The sequence below is a fragment of the Allobosea sp. 2RAB26 genome (assembly GCF_052115465.1).
Classification (GTDB): Bacteria; Pseudomonadota; Alphaproteobacteria; order Rhizobiales; family Beijerinckiaceae; genus Allobosea.
Genome location: NZ_JBFRGS010000013.1, coordinates 1 through 16,098 on the forward strand (window position 1 = coordinate 1; position 16,098 = coordinate 16,098).

General features: G+C 65.0%; 17 protein-coding genes. 8 read left to right on the top strand and 9 right to left on the bottom strand.

Annotation, left to right across the window (positions count from 1 at the left end):
• Positions 1-260: 260 nt before the first annotated feature.
• Entirely contained in the window at positions 261-1,379 is a 1,119-nt protein-coding gene (locus AB4118_RS22990) for an AbrB family transcriptional regulator (RefSeq protein ID WP_441491921.1), read from the bottom strand.
• Positions 1,380-1,647: 268 nt separating this feature from the next.
• Here AB4118_RS22990 and AB4118_RS22995 point away from each other — a divergent pair, with 268 nt between their 5' ends.
• Both AB4118_RS22995 and AB4118_RS23000 read left to right on the top strand, forming a co-directional pair.
• On the top strand, positions 1,648-2,742 hold the full coding sequence (locus tag AB4118_RS22995; RefSeq protein ID WP_441491922.1) for a DMT family transporter: 1,095 nt from the start codon (positions 1,648-1,650) through the stop codon (positions 2,740-2,742).
• A 27-nt stretch (positions 2,743-2,769) separates the two neighbouring features.
• A complete protein-coding gene (locus tag AB4118_RS23000; protein WP_441491923.1) occupies positions 2,770-3,705 on the top strand; it encodes an acetamidase/formamidase family protein in 936 nt (311 codons plus the stop codon).
• A 73-nt stretch (positions 3,706-3,778) separates the two neighbouring features.
• Here AB4118_RS23000 and AB4118_RS23005 read toward each other — a convergent pair whose 3' ends face one another.
• Positions 3,779-4,252: an SRPBCC family protein gene (locus AB4118_RS23005; protein ID WP_441491924.1), complete on the bottom strand. Its 474-nt coding sequence runs from the start codon at positions 4,250-4,252 to the stop codon at positions 3,779-3,781.
• Between the two features lie 108 nt (positions 4,253-4,360).
• Between AB4118_RS23005 and AB4118_RS23010 the strand changes: the two genes are divergently transcribed.
• Positions 4,361-4,894 (top strand): winged helix-turn-helix transcriptional regulator, encoded by a 534-nt coding sequence (locus AB4118_RS23010; RefSeq protein WP_441491925.1) that lies wholly within the window; start codon positions 4,361-4,363, stop codon positions 4,892-4,894.
• A gap of 64 nt (positions 4,895-4,958) precedes the next feature.
• On the opposite strand, the gene AB4118_RS23015 is transcribed toward AB4118_RS23010, so the two are convergent.
• Genes AB4118_RS23015 through AB4118_RS23025 form a run of 3 tightly spaced genes read right to left on the bottom strand, consistent with a single transcriptional unit; the run spans position 4,959 to position 6,473 of the window.
• Positions 4,959-5,609 (bottom strand): glutathione S-transferase family protein, encoded by a 651-nt coding sequence (locus AB4118_RS23015; protein WP_441491926.1) that lies wholly within the window; start codon positions 5,607-5,609, stop codon positions 4,959-4,961.
• Between the two features lie 20 nt (positions 5,610-5,629).
• A complete protein-coding gene (locus AB4118_RS23020) occupies positions 5,630-6,103 on the bottom strand; it encodes an SRPBCC family protein (protein ID WP_441491927.1) in 474 nt (157 codons plus the stop codon).
• Complete coding sequence (locus tag AB4118_RS23025; protein ID WP_441491928.1) at positions 6,090-6,473, bottom strand: ArsR/SmtB family transcription factor; 384 nt, start codon at positions 6,471-6,473, stop codon at positions 6,090-6,092. Before AB4118_RS23025 ends, AB4118_RS23020 begins: the two co-directional genes overlap by 14 nt.
• 178 nt (positions 6,474-6,651) lie before the next feature.
• On the opposite strand from AB4118_RS23025, the gene AB4118_RS23030 reads away from it, so the two are divergent.
• Positions 6,652-7,695 carry a GMP reductase gene (locus AB4118_RS23030; protein WP_441478548.1) on the top strand — a complete coding sequence of 348 codons (1,044 nt, stop codon included), beginning with the start codon at positions 6,652-6,654 and terminating at the stop codon, positions 7,693-7,695.
• A gap of 21 nt (positions 7,696-7,716) precedes the next feature.
• On the opposite strand, the gene AB4118_RS23035 is transcribed toward AB4118_RS23030, so the two are convergent.
• Genes AB4118_RS23035 through AB4118_RS23045 form a run of 3 tightly spaced genes read right to left on the bottom strand, consistent with a single transcriptional unit; the run spans position 7,717 to position 10,659 of the window.
• On the bottom strand, positions 7,717-8,412 hold the full coding sequence (locus AB4118_RS23035) for an ABC transporter ATP-binding protein (protein ID WP_441491929.1): 696 nt from the start codon (positions 8,410-8,412) through the stop codon (positions 7,717-7,719).
• A complete protein-coding gene (locus tag AB4118_RS23040; RefSeq protein ID WP_441491930.1) occupies positions 8,409-9,656 on the bottom strand; it encodes an ABC transporter permease in 1,248 nt (415 codons plus the stop codon). The genes AB4118_RS23035 and AB4118_RS23040 overlap by 4 nt, the downstream gene beginning before the upstream one ends.
• 4 nt (positions 9,657-9,660) lie before the next feature.
• The gene (locus AB4118_RS23045) at positions 9,661-10,659 is read right to left on the bottom strand and encodes an efflux RND transporter periplasmic adaptor subunit (protein WP_441491931.1); all 999 of its coding nucleotides are present in this window, start codon (positions 10,657-10,659) and stop codon (positions 9,661-9,663) included.
• Positions 10,660-10,814: 155 nt separating this feature from the next.
• On the opposite strand from AB4118_RS23045, the gene AB4118_RS23050 reads away from it, so the two are divergent.
• The 4 genes from AB4118_RS23050 to AB4118_RS23065 all read left to right on the top strand — a co-directional run bounded on the left by AB4118_RS23050 (position 10,815) and on the right by AB4118_RS23065 (position 15,065).
• Entirely contained in the window at positions 10,815-11,504 is a 690-nt protein-coding gene (locus AB4118_RS23050) for a TetR/AcrR family transcriptional regulator (protein WP_441491932.1), read from the top strand.
• Between the two features lie 141 nt (positions 11,505-11,645).
• Positions 11,646-12,680, top strand: coding sequence for an amino acid ABC transporter substrate-binding protein (locus tag AB4118_RS23055; protein WP_113516799.1), 1,035 nt, complete (start codon positions 11,646-11,648; stop codon positions 12,678-12,680).
• Positions 12,681-12,864: 184 nt separating this feature from the next.
• The gene (locus AB4118_RS23060; RefSeq protein WP_441491933.1) at positions 12,865-14,028 is read left to right on the top strand and encodes an amino acid ABC transporter permease; all 1,164 of its coding nucleotides are present in this window, start codon (positions 12,865-12,867) and stop codon (positions 14,026-14,028) included.
• Positions 14,025-15,065 carry an amino acid ABC transporter permease gene (locus AB4118_RS23065; protein ID WP_441491934.1) on the top strand — a complete coding sequence of 347 codons (1,041 nt, stop codon included), beginning with the start codon at positions 14,025-14,027 and terminating at the stop codon, positions 15,063-15,065. Before AB4118_RS23060 ends, AB4118_RS23065 begins: the two co-directional genes overlap by 4 nt.
• A 101-nt stretch (positions 15,066-15,166) precedes the next feature.
• On the opposite strand, the gene AB4118_RS23070 is transcribed toward AB4118_RS23065, so the two are convergent.
• Positions 15,167-15,703 carry a GcrA family cell cycle regulator gene (locus tag AB4118_RS23070; RefSeq protein WP_113516797.1) on the bottom strand — a complete coding sequence of 179 codons (537 nt, stop codon included), beginning with the start codon at positions 15,701-15,703 and terminating at the stop codon, positions 15,167-15,169.
• Positions 15,704-16,098: the final 395 nt, after the last annotated feature.

The following is a 16,098-nucleotide window of genomic DNA, read 5'->3' on the forward strand; positions in this document are numbered from 1 at the left end:
TCTCAGGTCTCAGGGCGAGGCCGCGTAGCCAGCCAGGCTGGACGGTGTCGGCCAATGTGGATCGCCACGCGACCGCGCGATCAGAGCGGCCGAACGATGATCTGCGCCAAAATCCAGTTGACTGAGACGGCCCCGTTACCGAAGTCCTGAGCCTAGATCACGGGGCCGGATATCGTATCAGACCCGACGACCTCATCGTCTGCGTTAGCGTCGGCTTTCCCGGGAATCGCAATCCACTTTCCCGGCCGATGCCTTGGGCGCTACTCGGCCGGCGCGGTCTCGGTCTTGCGCTTGTCGCCGAGGATCAGGCCGAAGACCGGCCCGGCGCCGACCATGACCAGGAAGACGCGAATGATGTGATGGGCCGCGACGAAGGCGACTTCTGTGTGGAGCGCCAGCGCAATCAGGCTCATTTCAGCCAACCCGCCCGGTGAATAGGCCAGGATCAGCGGCACGTGACCATAGATCGAAACCTTCGAGACGCCCCAGGCGAAGGCAATCGTCAGGGCGAGCAGCACCGCCGTCGAGCCGACCGAAAGTAGCAGGACACGCAGGATGACGCTCGGCGAGGTGCCGACAAAGCGGCAACCGACCGTGACGCCGAGCACGAGCTGGGCTGCGTTGACGACTTGGAAAGGCGGGGCGGAATCGCTCCAGCCGAGGAAATGGACCAGCGCACTGACCACCATCGGGCCGAGCAGGTGCTTGGCCGGCAGCCGCAGCAGATGTCCGAGAATGACCCCGAAGACGCCACAGCCAATGAGCCAGAGCTCGGCGAAAAGCGGTGTCTGCGCCAGCGAGGGGCCGGCATTGCGCGTTGCCGACAGCGAGACACCCTCGATCGACTGAACGATGAACGGCAGGGTCATCACCACAAGCAGAACGCGCGCCGAGTGGATCAGCGCGATGATCCGGGCATCGCCGCCCTTCTCCTCGCCGAGGAGAACCATCTCCATCAACCCGCCCGGCATGCCGGCGAAAAAGGCGGTCACCCGGTCGAAGCCGGCGACGCGGCGGAAATAGGTGACGCAGCACAGGCCGCAGGCGGTCATGAACAGAACGAGGCCAATCAGCGTCGGCAGCCAGTTCGGCAATTGCGCCACGAGATCGGGGCGAAAGCCCGCACCGAGCATCACGCCAATCACAGCGCTCATCGGGGGGCGAATGACGCCGGGCGCGGAGACCGGCGCCTTGAGCAGCGCGGCGACCGTGCAGAACACCATGGAACCCAGCATCCAGGGCAGTGGCAACTTCGCCTGCACGAAGAGCCAGCCGCCGAAGCCGCCGAGCGCAAGGGCGAGGCCAAAACGGCGATAGGGGAAGCGCCGGGGAGAGAGCGAACGCAGACCGCTCACAAAATCGGACAGCAATTCCCGCATGCGTCTGTCGTGCCCTTCAACCCGGCGACGGCCGGAAATGCGTCGATGGTGGCACGGCTCCTACACCGCTTCGGCCGACGCATACAGTCCGCCGATGGAATGTCGGCTCCGCGACCCGAACGGGTCGGCGCATGACGGCCACCTTCCATCACAACCCCGCCATGCCCACTGACCATCTGGTCAGGACGTCGAAGATCATCAATGGTTTCAGGGCATTTGCGATGTGAAGAGCCGGGGGCGCGATCGCGCTCGGCCAATGGTTCGGGCGATGAGCGAAGACCGGCTTTCCGAGCAGCGGCGCGGCTCGGGTTCTGACGACGGTGTCGGCGAGCTGTCGACGCCGTTACGGCACGCATCGCCGGAGGATTCCGAACCTCCAGAATCAAGAGGCGACGAGGCTCCGCCTATCGTGCTGGCCGCCATTCCCGGCGTGATCGAACCCGGCCCTTCCGGCTGGTTCGCCGGCCGCCGGCACCGGCTGAGGCATTGGTGGCGCGGCTCGACACCCAACCTGCGCGGTTCGGTCTACATGCTGTCGTCGATGCTGGTCTATGCGGTGATGGTCGGGCTGATCAAGCATATCGGCTCAGCCATTCCGCTGGTCCAGACGCTGCTGATCCGACAGGTGATCATGAGCGTCATCATCATCGCCTTCGCGGCCAACCAGCTGCCAGCCATGATGCGGACCTCGCGCCTGGGACTGCAGGTCTTCCGCGGGTTGATCACGCTCGCTTCGATGCTCTGCGGCTTCAGCGCCATCATCTACATTCCGCTGGCTCAGGCGACCGCGATCGGATTCAGCCAGGTTCTGTTCGTCACCATCGCCGCGGTGCTGCTGCTGAAGGAGAAGGTCGATGGCCGCCGCTGGGTCGCGACCATCATCGGTTTCATCGGCGTCATCATCATGCTCAATCCATCGGCGCAGGGGCTGAACATCTACGCGCTGATGTCTGTCGCAGGCGCGTTTCTGGGGGCGGGCATCACCATCAGCGTGCGCAAGCTGGCGGCGACGGAACGGACCGACACGATCCTGATCTACCAGGGCATCGTGCTGATCATCGTGCTCGCCGTGCCGACCTGGATCTTCTGGGTCCAGCCGACCGCCGAGCAATGGCTCTCGCTGATCCTGCTCAGCCTTTTCGGCACGGCAGGGCAATGGCTGATCACGCGCGCCTATCAGGTCGGGGAGGCAGCCGCGCTCGCTCCGCTGGATTTCACGCGCCTGCTGCTGGCGAGCTTCACCGGCTTCGTCTTCTTCTCCGAGATTCCGGCGCTCACCACTTGGATCGGCGCCACCTTCGTGATCGGGGCAAAGCTCTACACGATGCGCAAGAACGCCCGGCCGCTTGCCCCTCCCGCCTGATCTTCGCGCTCGCTACAGGATGCCCTCGTGATCCATCACCAGCTCGATGCCGGACCGAAGACCTGCCACTGGGGTTTCTTCGACGCTGCCTTGCCGCCCGTTCTGACGATCGCGAGCGGCGACAGCGTCACCATCCGCACGATCAACGGCGGCACGGGAGAGCAGCCGAAATCGGGTTTCCATGTTCTGCCCGAAACTCACGAGATTCACGCGAAGGTCGAGCGCCCGATGCCGGGCCATATCCTCACCGGCCCGGTCGCGGTGAGGGGAGCAAGGCCCGGCCATGTCCTCGAAGTGCGCATCCGCGAGGTCAAACTCCGCACCGATTGGGGCTACACGTTCATCAGGCCTCTCGCCGGCACCCTGCCGGAAGAGTTCGACACCTATAAGCTTGTCCATATCGGGCTCGATGCCGAAAGGAATCTGGCGCATCTGCCCTGGGGCATGGAGCTGCCGCTCGCGCCGTTCTTCGGCGTAATGGGTGTGGCTCCGCCCGCGCATTGGGGCCGGCAGAGTTCGCTGGTGCCGCGCGCCTTCGGCGGCAATCTCGACAACAAGGAACTGGGGCCGGGGTCGACGCTCTATCTCCCCGTCTTCGTCGAAGGTGGGCTATTCTCCTGCGGCGATGGTCACGGCGCCCAGGGCGACGGCGAGGTTTGCGTCACCGCGATCGAGACCGCCCTGGAAGGCACCTTCGAGTTCATCCTGCGCGAGGACTTGAGCTTCACCACGCCACGCGCCGAGACGCCGACGCATCACATCACCATGGGCATCGACCCGGATCTCGACATCTGTGCTCAGAAGGCGCTGCGCGAGATGATCGTCGTGATCTGCGCACGCACCAAACTGACGCGGGAGGAGGCCTATATGCTGTGCAGCCTCGCGGCTGACCTGCGTGTGACCCAGACGGTCAACGGCTCCAAGGGCGTGCACTGCATGCTGGCGAAGAGCCTAGTGGCCTGACTCCCGGCAAGGCACTGGGAGGAGGAATTGCGCCTCCTCTCCAGGCTTTCGACCCCTATGGCGGGCACGAGGATCAGACCGCCGCCGCGGTACGCTCGAGCTCCTGAGCCAAACTCTCAAGCAACTCGCGGGAGCCGGCCTCGCGCGTGGATACCTCATCCTTGCCGTCGAGGAAGGCAGCCTGTTCTGTATAGACGAGGCGGGTGCCCGATCCGACCGGAATGAGCTCGACCGTCGCCAGCGACGCGGAAATCGGCTCGCCTGCGATCGTCATGGTGTAGGCGGAGACGATACGGCGATCGGGCACGATATCCTGAAAGGTCGTGTCGTTGCTGATCGGCGGTCCGCCCTGATAGCGGAAGCTGCTGCGCTCGGAGCCCCCGATCCGGAAATCGACATCGAAGCGCTCGATGCTCCAGCCTTCGCCCTCGGCAAACCAGCGGCGCTTCTGCGCCGGATCGGCAAAGGCTGCGAAGACCCGGGAGGGGGAAGCGGCATAATCGCGTTCAATGACGAAGCTGGCGTGAGTGACGGTGCGGTCGGACATATTCGTCTCCAAATCAAAACCAGTTGCTTTTTGCAACTGGTTGTAAGCTAGGGAGACTGATCTCATAATGCAAGCGGTATTTGAAAGCCGGCTTTCGGGAGACTGCGCATGACCGACGATCCTCGCTCGGGCTGTCCGATCAACCTCACCCTCGAGGTGGTCGGCGACAAATGGAGCTTGCTCATCATTCGCGACATGATGTTCGGCAACCGTCGGCACTTCCGGGAATTGCTGCTGCATTCCAAGGAGGGCATCTCGTCCAACATCCTGGCCGACCGGCTGAAAACGCTGCTCGACCAGGGCATCATCACCAGGAGCGACGACCCGAGCCACAAGCAGAAGGTGACCTACAGCCTGACGGAGAAGGGCATCGGGCTCCTGCCGGCGCTGGCCCAAATGTCGTGCTGGGGGCTGAAATTCCTGCCGGTCAGCGAGGAACTCTCGATCCGCGCCGAACTGCTGGCCGAGGGCGGGCCCGCCCTCTGGGAAGAGTTCATGGACGAACTGCGCGAAAGCCATCTCGGCCAGCCCAATCCGCGACGCGCAAATCCCGGCTGGCTCAGCGTCGGCACGCGCCTGCGGGCCGCCTATGACGCCGTGGTCGCGCGCAAGGCGGCGGAGGCGCTCGCCGGCGCAAGCTGATGGCACGCTTCATCGCGAGCGACACAGTGTGCAGTCATGATGCAAGGGTTGTTCGCGATAGCCGCTAACCGCGTGGAAACATATGCAGGTAGGGCGCGGCCTCTCGCAGCACGCGCATATAGGACGGGCGCTCCAGCAGCCGGTCGAAATAGGCTGCGACGGCCTTGTGCGTGTCGCGGAACGGGAGCACGAGCTCGGAATAATAGAGCGCCGGCGCGGCAGCGCAGTCAGCCATGGTGAAAGCATCCCCTGCGGCCCAGCGCCGTCCGGCCAGCGTATGCTCGAGCACGTCATAGGCCGTCTGGAGCCGTTTCCTTGCCTGTTCGACGCCGGTCGGATCCTTGCCGTCGGCCGGCCTGATGCGGTCACCGACGATCTTCTGCATGGTCTCATTGAGATAAATGTCGAAGAAGCGGTCCTGCAGCCGGGTTTCGAGCGCGTGTCCGGCATCGTCAGGGATCAGCCTGAGCGCCCCCGGATAGGTCTGGTCGAGATAGTCGATGATGATGCTGGACTCAGGCACGATGCGGCCCCGCGCTTCATCCTGCAGCAGCGGGAACCGGCCCATCGGCCAGAGCTGCAGCAGAGCCATGCGCTGTTCCGGATCACCCAGGTCGACAAGCTTTGGCGTGAAGGGTGTGCCGTTCTCATAGAGCGCGATCACCACCTTCTGGCAGAACGAGGACAGCGGGTGGAAATGCAGCGTCAGGGACATGGTCGAGCCTCCGTGAGACATCAGGCGGCGGCGGACTGGCGCTGCAATTCGTGGGCGAGATTGTCGAGGCCGATGCGGGTGCCGTGTTCCCGTTCCTCCGGGCGGTCGTAACCGTCGAGGAAGGCAGCCTGCTCGGTAAAGACAAGCCGCGTTTGCGCGCCTTCAGAYCTGAACAGAACGGTCGCCAGCGACACCGATATACGCCGCTCGGCCAAGCGCATCGCATAGGCGTAGACGATACGGGTGCCGGGCACGATATCCTGGTAGACCGCGTCATAGACATGGTCGACGCCGTCGGAATCCCGGGTCGTCGAATGCTCCTGGCCGCCGACCGAGAAGTCGAGCGTATGTGCGCCGGCCGCCCAGTCGTCATGGCAGGCGAACCAGCGCCGCTTGATCGCCGGATTGGCCCAGGCCGCGAAAACGCGGGCAGCGGAGGCGTCATAGACGCGCTCGATGGTGAAGGTGGCGTGCGTGACACTATGATCTGTCATCCCGTGCTCCTCTGCTCGATGCCGGGCTTCCGTCATCCGGCTCGTCCGGATTTTCTGCGAGATAGGCGCCCAGGCGATCGAAGCGCCGCTCCCACAGCATCCGGCGCTCGTTGATCCAGCGTTCGGCGGCGCGCAGGGCCTGGGTCTCGATATGGCAGGTCCGGACGCGGCCCTGCTTCTGCGAGCGGACGAGGCCGCTTTCCTCGAGCACGGCGAGATGCTGCACAACGGCCGACAATGTCATCGCCAGCGGGGCGGCAAGCTCGCTCACGGACGCCGGCCCATCGCACAGGCGTTCCACCATCAGCCGGCGGGTCGGGTCCGCCAGGGCCTGGAACATCAAGTCGAGTTGCGCCGGTTGGTGAAGCATACGCTTAAGTATCTTGAGGCAGCGAGTCCGTCCAGAATTATTTTAGCAACTGCTAAAGTGTTGCCGCGAACGGCCGCTGCACGCCATTTGCGTCCAAGGCCCCGGACCGGCTATGAGTCCCGGCACGCCTCCTCAGCGTGCGCCCGAATTCCGCGCCAAAGCAGCCGAGGCTTCCATCATGCGTATCGAGAACGATCCCAAGCTCGACTTCCGAGACGTCCTGATCCGGCCCAAGCGGTCGACACTGGGCAGCCGCGCCCATGTCGACGTCAACCGCACGTTCCGCTTCGCCCATACAGGCAAGGACTGGACCGGCTTCCCGTTGATCGCCGCCAACATGGATGTGGTCGGCACCATGGGCATGGCGCGCGCCTTGCTGAAGCACGGCGCGATGGTGGCCCTGCACAAGCATTACGATGCCGACGATCTGATCGCCTTCTTCAAGGAGAAGGAGTCGGCCAACGCCTTCTATTCGCTCGGCACCACCGAGACCGATCACGAGAAGCTGAAGCACGTCCATTCCAAGGCGCCGATCAGCAAGATCTGCCTCGATGTCGCCAATGGCTACACCGAAAAATTCGTCGACACCGTCAAGGCGACCCGCGAAGCCTTCCCGCATGCGGCGATCATGGCCGGCAATGTCGTGACCGGCGACATGACGGAAGCGCTGCTTCTTGCCGGCGCCGACATCGTCAAGGTCGGCATCGGCCCCGGCTCGGTCTGCACCACCCGCAAGATGACCGGCGTCGGCTATCCGCAGCTCTCCGCCATCATCGAATGCTCCGATGCGGCCCATGGCCTGAAGGGTCTGGTCTGCGGAGATGGCGGCTGCACTGTGCCGGGCGATCTCGCCAAGGCCTATGGCGGCGGTGCCGATTTCGTCATGCTCGGCGGCATGCTCGCCGGCCATGACGAATGCGAGGGCAAGATCCGGTACGAGGAGCACGACGGCAAGAAGGTTCCGGTCGCGATGACCTTCTACGGCATGTCCTCGGACACGGCGATGAAGCGCTATTCCGGCGGCGTCGCCAAATACCGCGCCTCGGAAGGCAAGACCGTCGAGGTGCCCTATCGCGGCCCGGTCGAGGGCACGATGCAGGAACTGATGGGCGGCGTGCGCTCGGCGATGACCTATATCGGCGCCGTGCGGCTGAAGGAGATGCCCAAGCGCACCACCTTCATCATGGTCGGCAGCCAGCTGAACACGGTGTTCGGCACCTGAGGCGCTCGCGCGGGCGGCGGCTCAGCCCTCCGTCGGGGTTTCGTCCTCGGTCACCCGGCCATCGACGAGATGGATGCGCCGTCCGATCCGCGCCGCCATCTCCAGGTCATGCGTCACCGCGATCACGGTCTTGCCGCGCTCACGCACCAGCGCGTCGAGAATCGCGAAGACCTGCTCGGAGTTCTTGCTGTCGAGGCTGCCGGTCGGCTCATCGGCGAGCACGAGAGGCGGGTCGTTGGCGAGAGCACGGGCGACCGCGACACGCTGGCGCTGCCCGCCCGAAAGCTGGTCCGGCCGCTTGTCGAGATGGTCGACGAGGCCGAGCGCCTCGAGCAGTTGCGTCGAGCGCTCGCGCATCGCTCCAGACGTCAGGCGCCCGAGCCGGCGCATCGGGATCTCGACATTCTCGCGCACGGTGAATTCCGGCAGCAGGAAATGGAACTGGAAGACGAAACCGAGAGTCTCCAGCCTGATCCGCGCCTTCTCCCGTTCGCCGAGCCCATCGGTGTCGCGGCCGCCGATGCGGAGCAGGCCGGTTGTCGGCCGGTCGAGCAGGCCAAGCAGATAGAGCAACGAGGATTTGCCCGAGCCGGACGGGCCGGTGATGGCGACGAATTCGCCCTCGCCGATCGTCAGCGTCACGTCCTGCACCAGGGTCACGGGCACGGCGGCCGGGAGCACGCGCGTCAGGCCGGCTGCTTCGATCAGCGCCGTCATGTCGCCCCCCGGATAATATCGACCGGGTTGAGCCGCGCCGCCTGCCGCGCCGGCAGATAGCCGGCTATCCCGGCCGAAACCAGGGCGAACCCGGCCGCAATCAGGTAATGCCAGGGGCTCCAGGCCAGCGGCAGCCGCGTGATCTCCTGCACCACTGAGGCCCCCGAGAGTTCGAAGCGGACGAGCGAGAGCGCGAAGCACAGGGCAAGGCCGACCGCCCAGCCGATCAGCGAACCTCCAGCCCCGAGCACAAGCCCCTCCAGGAGGAACAGACGGCGCATGTCGGTTTCCGTGAAGCCAAGCGACTTCAGGATGGCGATGTCGCGCGCCTTCTCATGGGTGATGGTCGAGATGATGTTGAAGATGCCGAAGCCGGCGACCAGCAGGATGGCGCCGACGACGGTGTACATGATGACATTGCGGATCACCAAAGCCTCGAGCAGCGACTCGTTCGCCTCCTGCCAGGCGACCGCCTTGTAGCCGATCAGCGCCTCCGCGCGCCGTGCCACCTGGGGAGCGGAAGCGGGATCGTCGAGCTTCAGGCGGATCTCGTTGATCGCGTTCGGCCGCTCGCTCAGGATCTGAGCGTTCTTGAGCAGAACATAGCCCTCTCCCTCGTCACGGGCGGTCGTTCCGGTATGGAACAGGCCGACGATCTTGAAGGCACGGGTCTGGCCGGTGGAGGAGACCACCGTCACGGTTGTTCCGAGTTCGGCACCAAGACGCTGGGCCAGGCGGTCGCCGACGACGATGTTGTTGCCCCCGGCGATCAGCGAGGTGAAGCTCCCCTGGCGGAAATCCCTGGCGATCGACGAGACGCGCATTTCGGCCTGCGGCTCGATGCCGATGATGCCGATGCCGACATCGCGCCCGGCATAGCGCACCACCCCTTGCGTCTTCAGGCCCGATGCCATCCGGCCGGGAACCCAGGCTCTCAGCAGTGCCGTCGCTTCGGTCGGGTTGAGGATACCGCGACGATCGTCCTTGGGTCTCAGCCCGGCGATCTGAACCGATGCGAACTGGTCCTGCGCGGGTTGCCGGCGTGCGGCGCGCCGTTCGTCGGTGATGGCGACATGCGGCATGGTGTCGACGAGCCTCGCGACGAAATCGTCCTCGCCCCCCTGCATCAGGGCCGCCATGGCGATGGAGAAGCCGACCCCGAGCGCCACGCCGAGCACGGCGACGAGCGTCTGCCGACCGCGCCCGAGGATATGCGTCAAGGCAAGATCGAGGATCAGCCGCATGGCCTCACCCTCCCTGAGCCCTGACGTGCGCGCCGTCACTGAGACGTTCGGGATAGGGCGCAACGACGCGCGCCGTGTCCGGCACCCCCGAGAGAACCTCCACCTCGCTCGTGCCGCGGATACCGATCGTCAGTTCGCGGCGGCGCACGACATCGCCCTCGACGACGAATACCGCATTGTCGTGCACGGCGTTGTTCGGCAGCAGCAGGGCATTCTGCGACACCCGCACGATGACATTGATCTCGACTGTCATGCCGATCATCACGGGCGTCTCATCCGGCAAAGACAGATAGACACGATAATTCTTCGCGATCGGATCGCCCTTGGGCGTGATACTGTCGACCGTGGCTTCAAGCTTCCGGCCCGGGAAGGCATCGGCCGTCAGCAAGACATTCTGGCCGACCTTGACCTGGGGAATGTCCTCCTCGTTCACCTCGGCGACGACGCGCAGCGGCTTCGCCTCGCCAATCCAGAACAGCACCGTGCCGGGCTCGGCGATCTCGCCAACCTCGCCGTCGCGGCGCAGGACGGTGCCACGCATCGGCGCGCGGAGCAGATAGTTCTCCAGCCGGGCAGTCTGGCCTGCGACAAGCGCCGCGGCCTGGCCGATTTCGCTGCGGGCGCGATCAAGCGCCTGCTGGGTGACGACCTTGCGCTCGACAAGCGTCGAAAGCCGCTCAAGCTCCGTCGAGGCAAGGGCATGGCGCGCCTTCATTTCGGCCAGCGTCGCCTCGGCCTGGGCCCTGTCCAGCCTGGCCAGAATCTGCCCCTCCTCGACCCGGGTGCCTTCGCAGTTGCAGAGTTCGACGATGCGTTCGCGGATGAGCGGGGTCACCTTGGCCCAGGTCCGAGGCTCGACGACGCCCGTCGCATAGACGATGGCCGCCGCGTCGCCACGCTTCGCCAGCACGCTGGAGACCTGCGCCGGCCGGGTGGCGGACCAGTAGGCCGCAGTCGCGACGGCGAGCGCGGCTAGGACGAGCAGACGACGAACGAGCTTCAAGGCATCCCTCCCAGGAGGAGGCGGCGGCAGCAGCAGCATGGCGCGACGCGATTATTCATTGCCCCCGCATCGATCCAGGCGCTAAAGTTACAGACCGACCGTCGGTCATTTTACAGACCGACGGTCGGTCGTCAAGTTGGAGAGACCGAACCGGCATGCCCCGCGTGGTGAAACACCCCGATGATCGCAGGAACGAGCTGCTCGACTGCGCCCAGGCGCTGTTCTTCGAACGCGGCTACGAGCGCACGACGATCAACGATGTGATTGCACGTGCCGGCATCTCGAAGGGCGGTTTCTATCACCACTTCACCGCCAAGGAGGACCTGCTTGCCGCTTTGGCGTCTCGGCTCGCCCTGACCTCGGTCGAACGCCTCACGGATTTGACGGAGGCGCCCGATCTCCCACCGCTTGCGCGATTGAACGGCTTTCTGGCGCGCGCCCGGCAAATCAAGCTCGAGGATGCACCCCGGCTCAGAGCGACATTCGATGTCCTCTTCAAGCCCGAGAACATCGTGCTCTATCACCGCATCAACGCAACCGTGATCCCGCTCGCGGTCCCGGTGCTCACCCGCATCATCGCGGCGGGGAAGGCCGAAGGCGTGTTCAAGGTGCCCGATGCCGGAATCGCAGCCGAGATCGTGCTGCATCTCAGCGCCACCAGTCACGACGCCATGGCCCGGGCGATCTCGGCATCGGGAACCCCGGACGCTCCGGCGGCGATCGATGCGCTCGATCAGCAGCTGCGTTTCCAGGGCATCGCCATTGACCGCATCCTCGGACTGCCGGACGGCAGCGTCACCTATGTCGAAGACGGATTCGTGCAGGCCATCATGACCGCGCAGTGATGCACCGATGACGGTGCCGCCAGCCGTCTTCCACTCGACATCGCATCCGGGATTCGAATTCCACCCACTCCCCTTCGCCGCTCAGCTGTTGCATAGTCGCGCCACCATGCAGAAAGCCGCCCAGGCTTCGGGGGAATGACAATGACGAAGATGATGATCCTGGGGGCCGCAGCCGCCCTCGCAGTCGCGGCGACCTCCGCCCATGCGCAACAGCTGGCGCCGAGCCCGACGCTGGATGCCATAAAGGCTCGCGGGCATCTCGAATGCGGCGTGCATCTCGGCCTGCCCGGCTTCTCCTTCGCCAATGACAAGGGCGAGTGGACGGGGCTCGATGTCGATTACTGCAAGGCACTGGCTGCGGCCGTGCTGGGCGATGCCACCAAGGTGAAGTTCACGCCGACCTCGGTTCAGCAGCGCTGGCCGATCCTGCAATCGGGCCAGGTCGACCTGCTCTCGCGCAACTCGACCATCACCTTCTCGCGCAACGCGACCTTGGGCCTGAACTTCCAGGGCATCAATTTCTACGAAGGCCAGACCTTCATCGTCCGCAAGTCGACCAATGCCAAGACGGCGGCCGATCTCGATGGCGCCTCGGTCTGCGTCGCAGCCGGCTCGACCGAAGAGAAGAACGCGGCTGACTGGTTCCGCGAGCGCAACCTCAAGGTCACGATCACCAATTTCCAGAAGAACGACGACGCCATCGCCGCCTATGATGCCGGCCGCTGCGACGCCTATACCGCCGGCGTCGGCGCGCTCGCCGGCCAGCGCGCCAAGCTCAAGGTCCCCGACGAGCACATCATCCTGACCCAGCCGATCTCGAACGATCCCCAGGGGCCGGTAACGCGCTACGGCGACGAGCGCTGGCAGCTGATCGTGCGCTGGGTGCTGAATGGCACCATCGCCGCCGAGGCGCTCGGTGTCACCTCGGCCAATGTCGATGAGATGAAGGCCAATTCGAAGAACTCGGAAGTCCGCCGCCTGCTTGGCGTCGAAGGCGGTTTCGGCGCGATGATGGGCCTGCCGGACGACTGGATGTACAAGGCCATCAAGCAGGTCGGCAATTATGGCGAGAGCTATGAGCGCTCGGTCGGCATGGGCTCGCCGCTGAAGCTCGAGCGTGGCCAGAACCAGCTCTGGACCAAGGGCGGCTTGCTGTTCACGCCGCCTTTCCAGTGAGAACCACGGCATCAGGCGCCTGACGGTGCTTCGAGAAACCGGGCGTCATTCCGGGCAGGCGGCGAAGCCGTACAGCTCCGGAAGCCATCGCAGCGCGCAGCGCCTTTCGATGGTTTCCGGGCCTGCGCTACGCTCCGCAAGGAATGGGGCCCCTCCTTCGCCACTTGTCTAAGAGGCGGCAACCGTGGCCAGCGTTCTGTCCTTCATCAACGACAAGCGGGTGCGCGACCTGTTCTATCAGGTCGCGCTCGTGCTTGGGCTCGTCGGCGCGATCGTCTGGTTCGTGCGCAACGCCTCGGAGAACATGGTCAAGGCCGGCATCGCGTCGGGCTTCGACTTTCTCTGGCGCACTTCGGGGATCGAGGTTCCCTTCGTCCTGACCGGCTACACCCAGCAGGACAACATCCTCGCGCTGTTCTGGGTCGGCATCGCCAACACGATGCTCGTCACGGTGATCGCGATCGCGCTCGCCACCGTGCTCGGCTTCATCATCGGCATCGCGCGGTTGTCCTCGCACTGGCTGCTCTCGACGATTGCCGGTGCCTATATCGAGTTCGTCCGCAATATCCCGCTGCTGTTCTTCGTCCTGTTCTGGTATTTCGGCGTGATCGCGGCCCTGCCGGCGCCACGCGCCTCGCTGAGCCTATTCGGCGTCGCCTTCCTCAATAATCGCGGCCTGACGATGCCGCTGCCCGACTCGCCGGCGCCCTTCCGCTGGGCATTGGCGATCATGCTCCTGTCCTGGCTCATACAGTGGCTGGTGATGCGCTGGGCACGCCGGCGCAAGGAGGAGACCGGCCGCGATGCGCCCGTGCTCATGCTGGGCATCCTGTTCGTCCTGATCGTGCCCGCTCTGGCCGTCACCTGGGCCGGACTCGCCGTGCGCTGGGACGTGCCGGTGCTGCGCGGCTTCAATTACCGCGGCGGCTTCGTCGTGATCCCCGAATTCGTCGCGCTGCTGGCGGCCCTCGTCACCTATACGGCGGGCTTCATCGCCGAGATCGTGCGCGGCGGCATCCAGGCCGTGCCGCATGGCCAGAGCGAGGCGTCTGCAGCGCTCGGGCTGCGTCCCGGCCAGATCCTGCGGCTCGTCGTCATCCCGCAGGCGCTGCGCGTGATCGTGCCGCCGATGACCAACCAATATCTCAACGTGCTGAAGAACTCGTCCTTCGGTGCGGCCATCGCCTATCCCGACGTCGTCAGCCTGTTCATGGGCTCGGCGCTGAACAATACCGGGCAGGCGATCGAGATCATCGCCATGACGCTAGCGGTCTATCTGGTGATCGGGCTTGCCGTCTCCGCCTTCATGAACTGGTACAATGCCAGGATCGCGCTGGTGACCCGATGAGCGCAGCGACCTTTCCGCTCTGGCGCCAGAGGCTGTTCGGCACGCCGGCAACCGCCGCCCTCACAGTGGTCCTCGCACTCGGCATCGCCTGGGTCGCGGTCCCGCTGATCCGCTGGGCGCTGATCGACGCGACCTGGTCCGGCACCACGCGCAATGATTGCACCGGCAGCGGTGCCTGCTGGGTCTTCATTCGGGCCCGCTTCGGCCAGTTCATGTATGGGCTCTATCCCGTCGACGAGCGCTGGCGGGCCGATCTCACCGGAGCAATCTTCGCACTCTCTGGGCTCGGCCTCTATCTCTCGCCGAAATCCATGCGGATCCGGCTCGCGATCCTGGCGCTGATCATCCTGCCACCGCTCGGCGTCTGGCTGCTTGCCGGCGGGTTCGGTCTGCGCCCGGTCGAGACGCGCGAGTGGGGCGGGCTGATGCTGACGCTCTTCATCTCGGTCTATTCCAGCCTGATCGCGATCCCGCTCGGCATCCTGCTCGCGCTTGGACGCCAGTCGCAGCTCAAGGTGGTGCGGCTGATCAGCGTGCTGTTCATCGAGTTCTGGCGCGGCGTGCCGATCATCGCGGTCATCTTCCTCGCCTCGCTGCTGCTGCCGCTGATCCTGCCGAGCGGCACGGGCATCGACCGCCTGGCGCGCGCCGTGATCGGGCTCGGCCTCGTCATCGCCGCCTATATGGCCGAAGCCGTCCGCGGCGGATTGCAGGCGCTTCCCTCCGGCCAGCGCGAGGCCGCAACCGCGCTGGGACTGACCTATTGGAAGGCAACCGGGCTGATCGTTCTGCCGCAGGCCTTGCGGATTTCGCTGCCGGCGATGACCAACGAATTCATCGCGCTGATCAAGAACACGACGCTCGTGCTCGTCGTCTCGATCCTCGACCTGCTCGGCATCGCCCAGGCCTCGCTTGCCGACCCCAACTGGGTCGGGATGAACATGGAGGCCTATGCCTTTGCCGGGGCGATCTATTGGCTGATCTGCTACGCGCTATCGCGCTGGAGCAAGCGCCTCGAGCGACGCAAACTGGGTTAAGCGACCGTAAAGTCGGGATCACCCGCTCCGCTCCCGCGGGCCCCAATGAAAAAGCCGGCCTTGCGGGGCCGGCTTCGATTTCAGATCCAAGGAGCCTTGGCTCAGGCGCGCACGACCTTGCGGTCGCGACGGCGATCGGCCGCGGGCTGATAGGCAATCCGGGCGTGGTAGCTGCAATAGGGCATGCCGGTCTGCGAACGGCCGCCGCAGAAGCGGAATTCCGCCGTGGTCGGGTCGCCCATCGGCCAGCGGCACATATATTCGCGCAGGTCCATGATGGTGACCCGATCGGAGAACGGCACCACGACGTCCTCAGGCAAAGCCGGCGCCTGTTGTGCCTCGACCTCGACCTCGGGCTCATATTGCGGCGCGAGCGCATTGGCGCCACGGGTCATGCCGGCATTGCCGCCGACAGGATGGCTCGGCGCGCGGGTCGGCGCCTTGCGGGGGCGCGGCGTCGACGAAGCGGCCGGGCTCTTGGCTCGCCCGGAAAGACCAAGCCGGTGCACCTTGCCGATCACGGCATTACGCGTGACGTTGCCGAGTTCGCCCGCAATCTGGCTGGCGCTCAGTCCGTCGCTCCAGAGCTTCTTGAGAAGCTCGACGCGTTCGTCCGTCCATGCTCCGACGTCGTTCATGGCTTCACCTGTCTCATCGGGCCAGCTCCTTCACGGAACCGGCCTATGGGCCGATCGTGGGCGGAATCCGAAACCGGCAGCTCCCGCTGTTAAACGGAGGCCGTTACACCCGGAATTGACGGTACAGGAGACGCCGCACGAGATGTCGTATCTGACAAACCGGACCATACAAGATGCCGGGAGTCGGCCACAAGAGTCCCCGAATCGGAAATTGGTTTTTCCCCAGCCATTCGCGGATCGCGGGTCAAGCCCCCACCTGCGGAGCAACTGACCTTACGGCGCGGAATTGACAGCGGGGGACCGGTTTTGCATAGTCTCGCCGACCTAGCCGCCCTTCCACGGGCGGCGCTTATGTTTTTGACGGATCAAGGTCTTCTTGGTGATGCGGATGACGG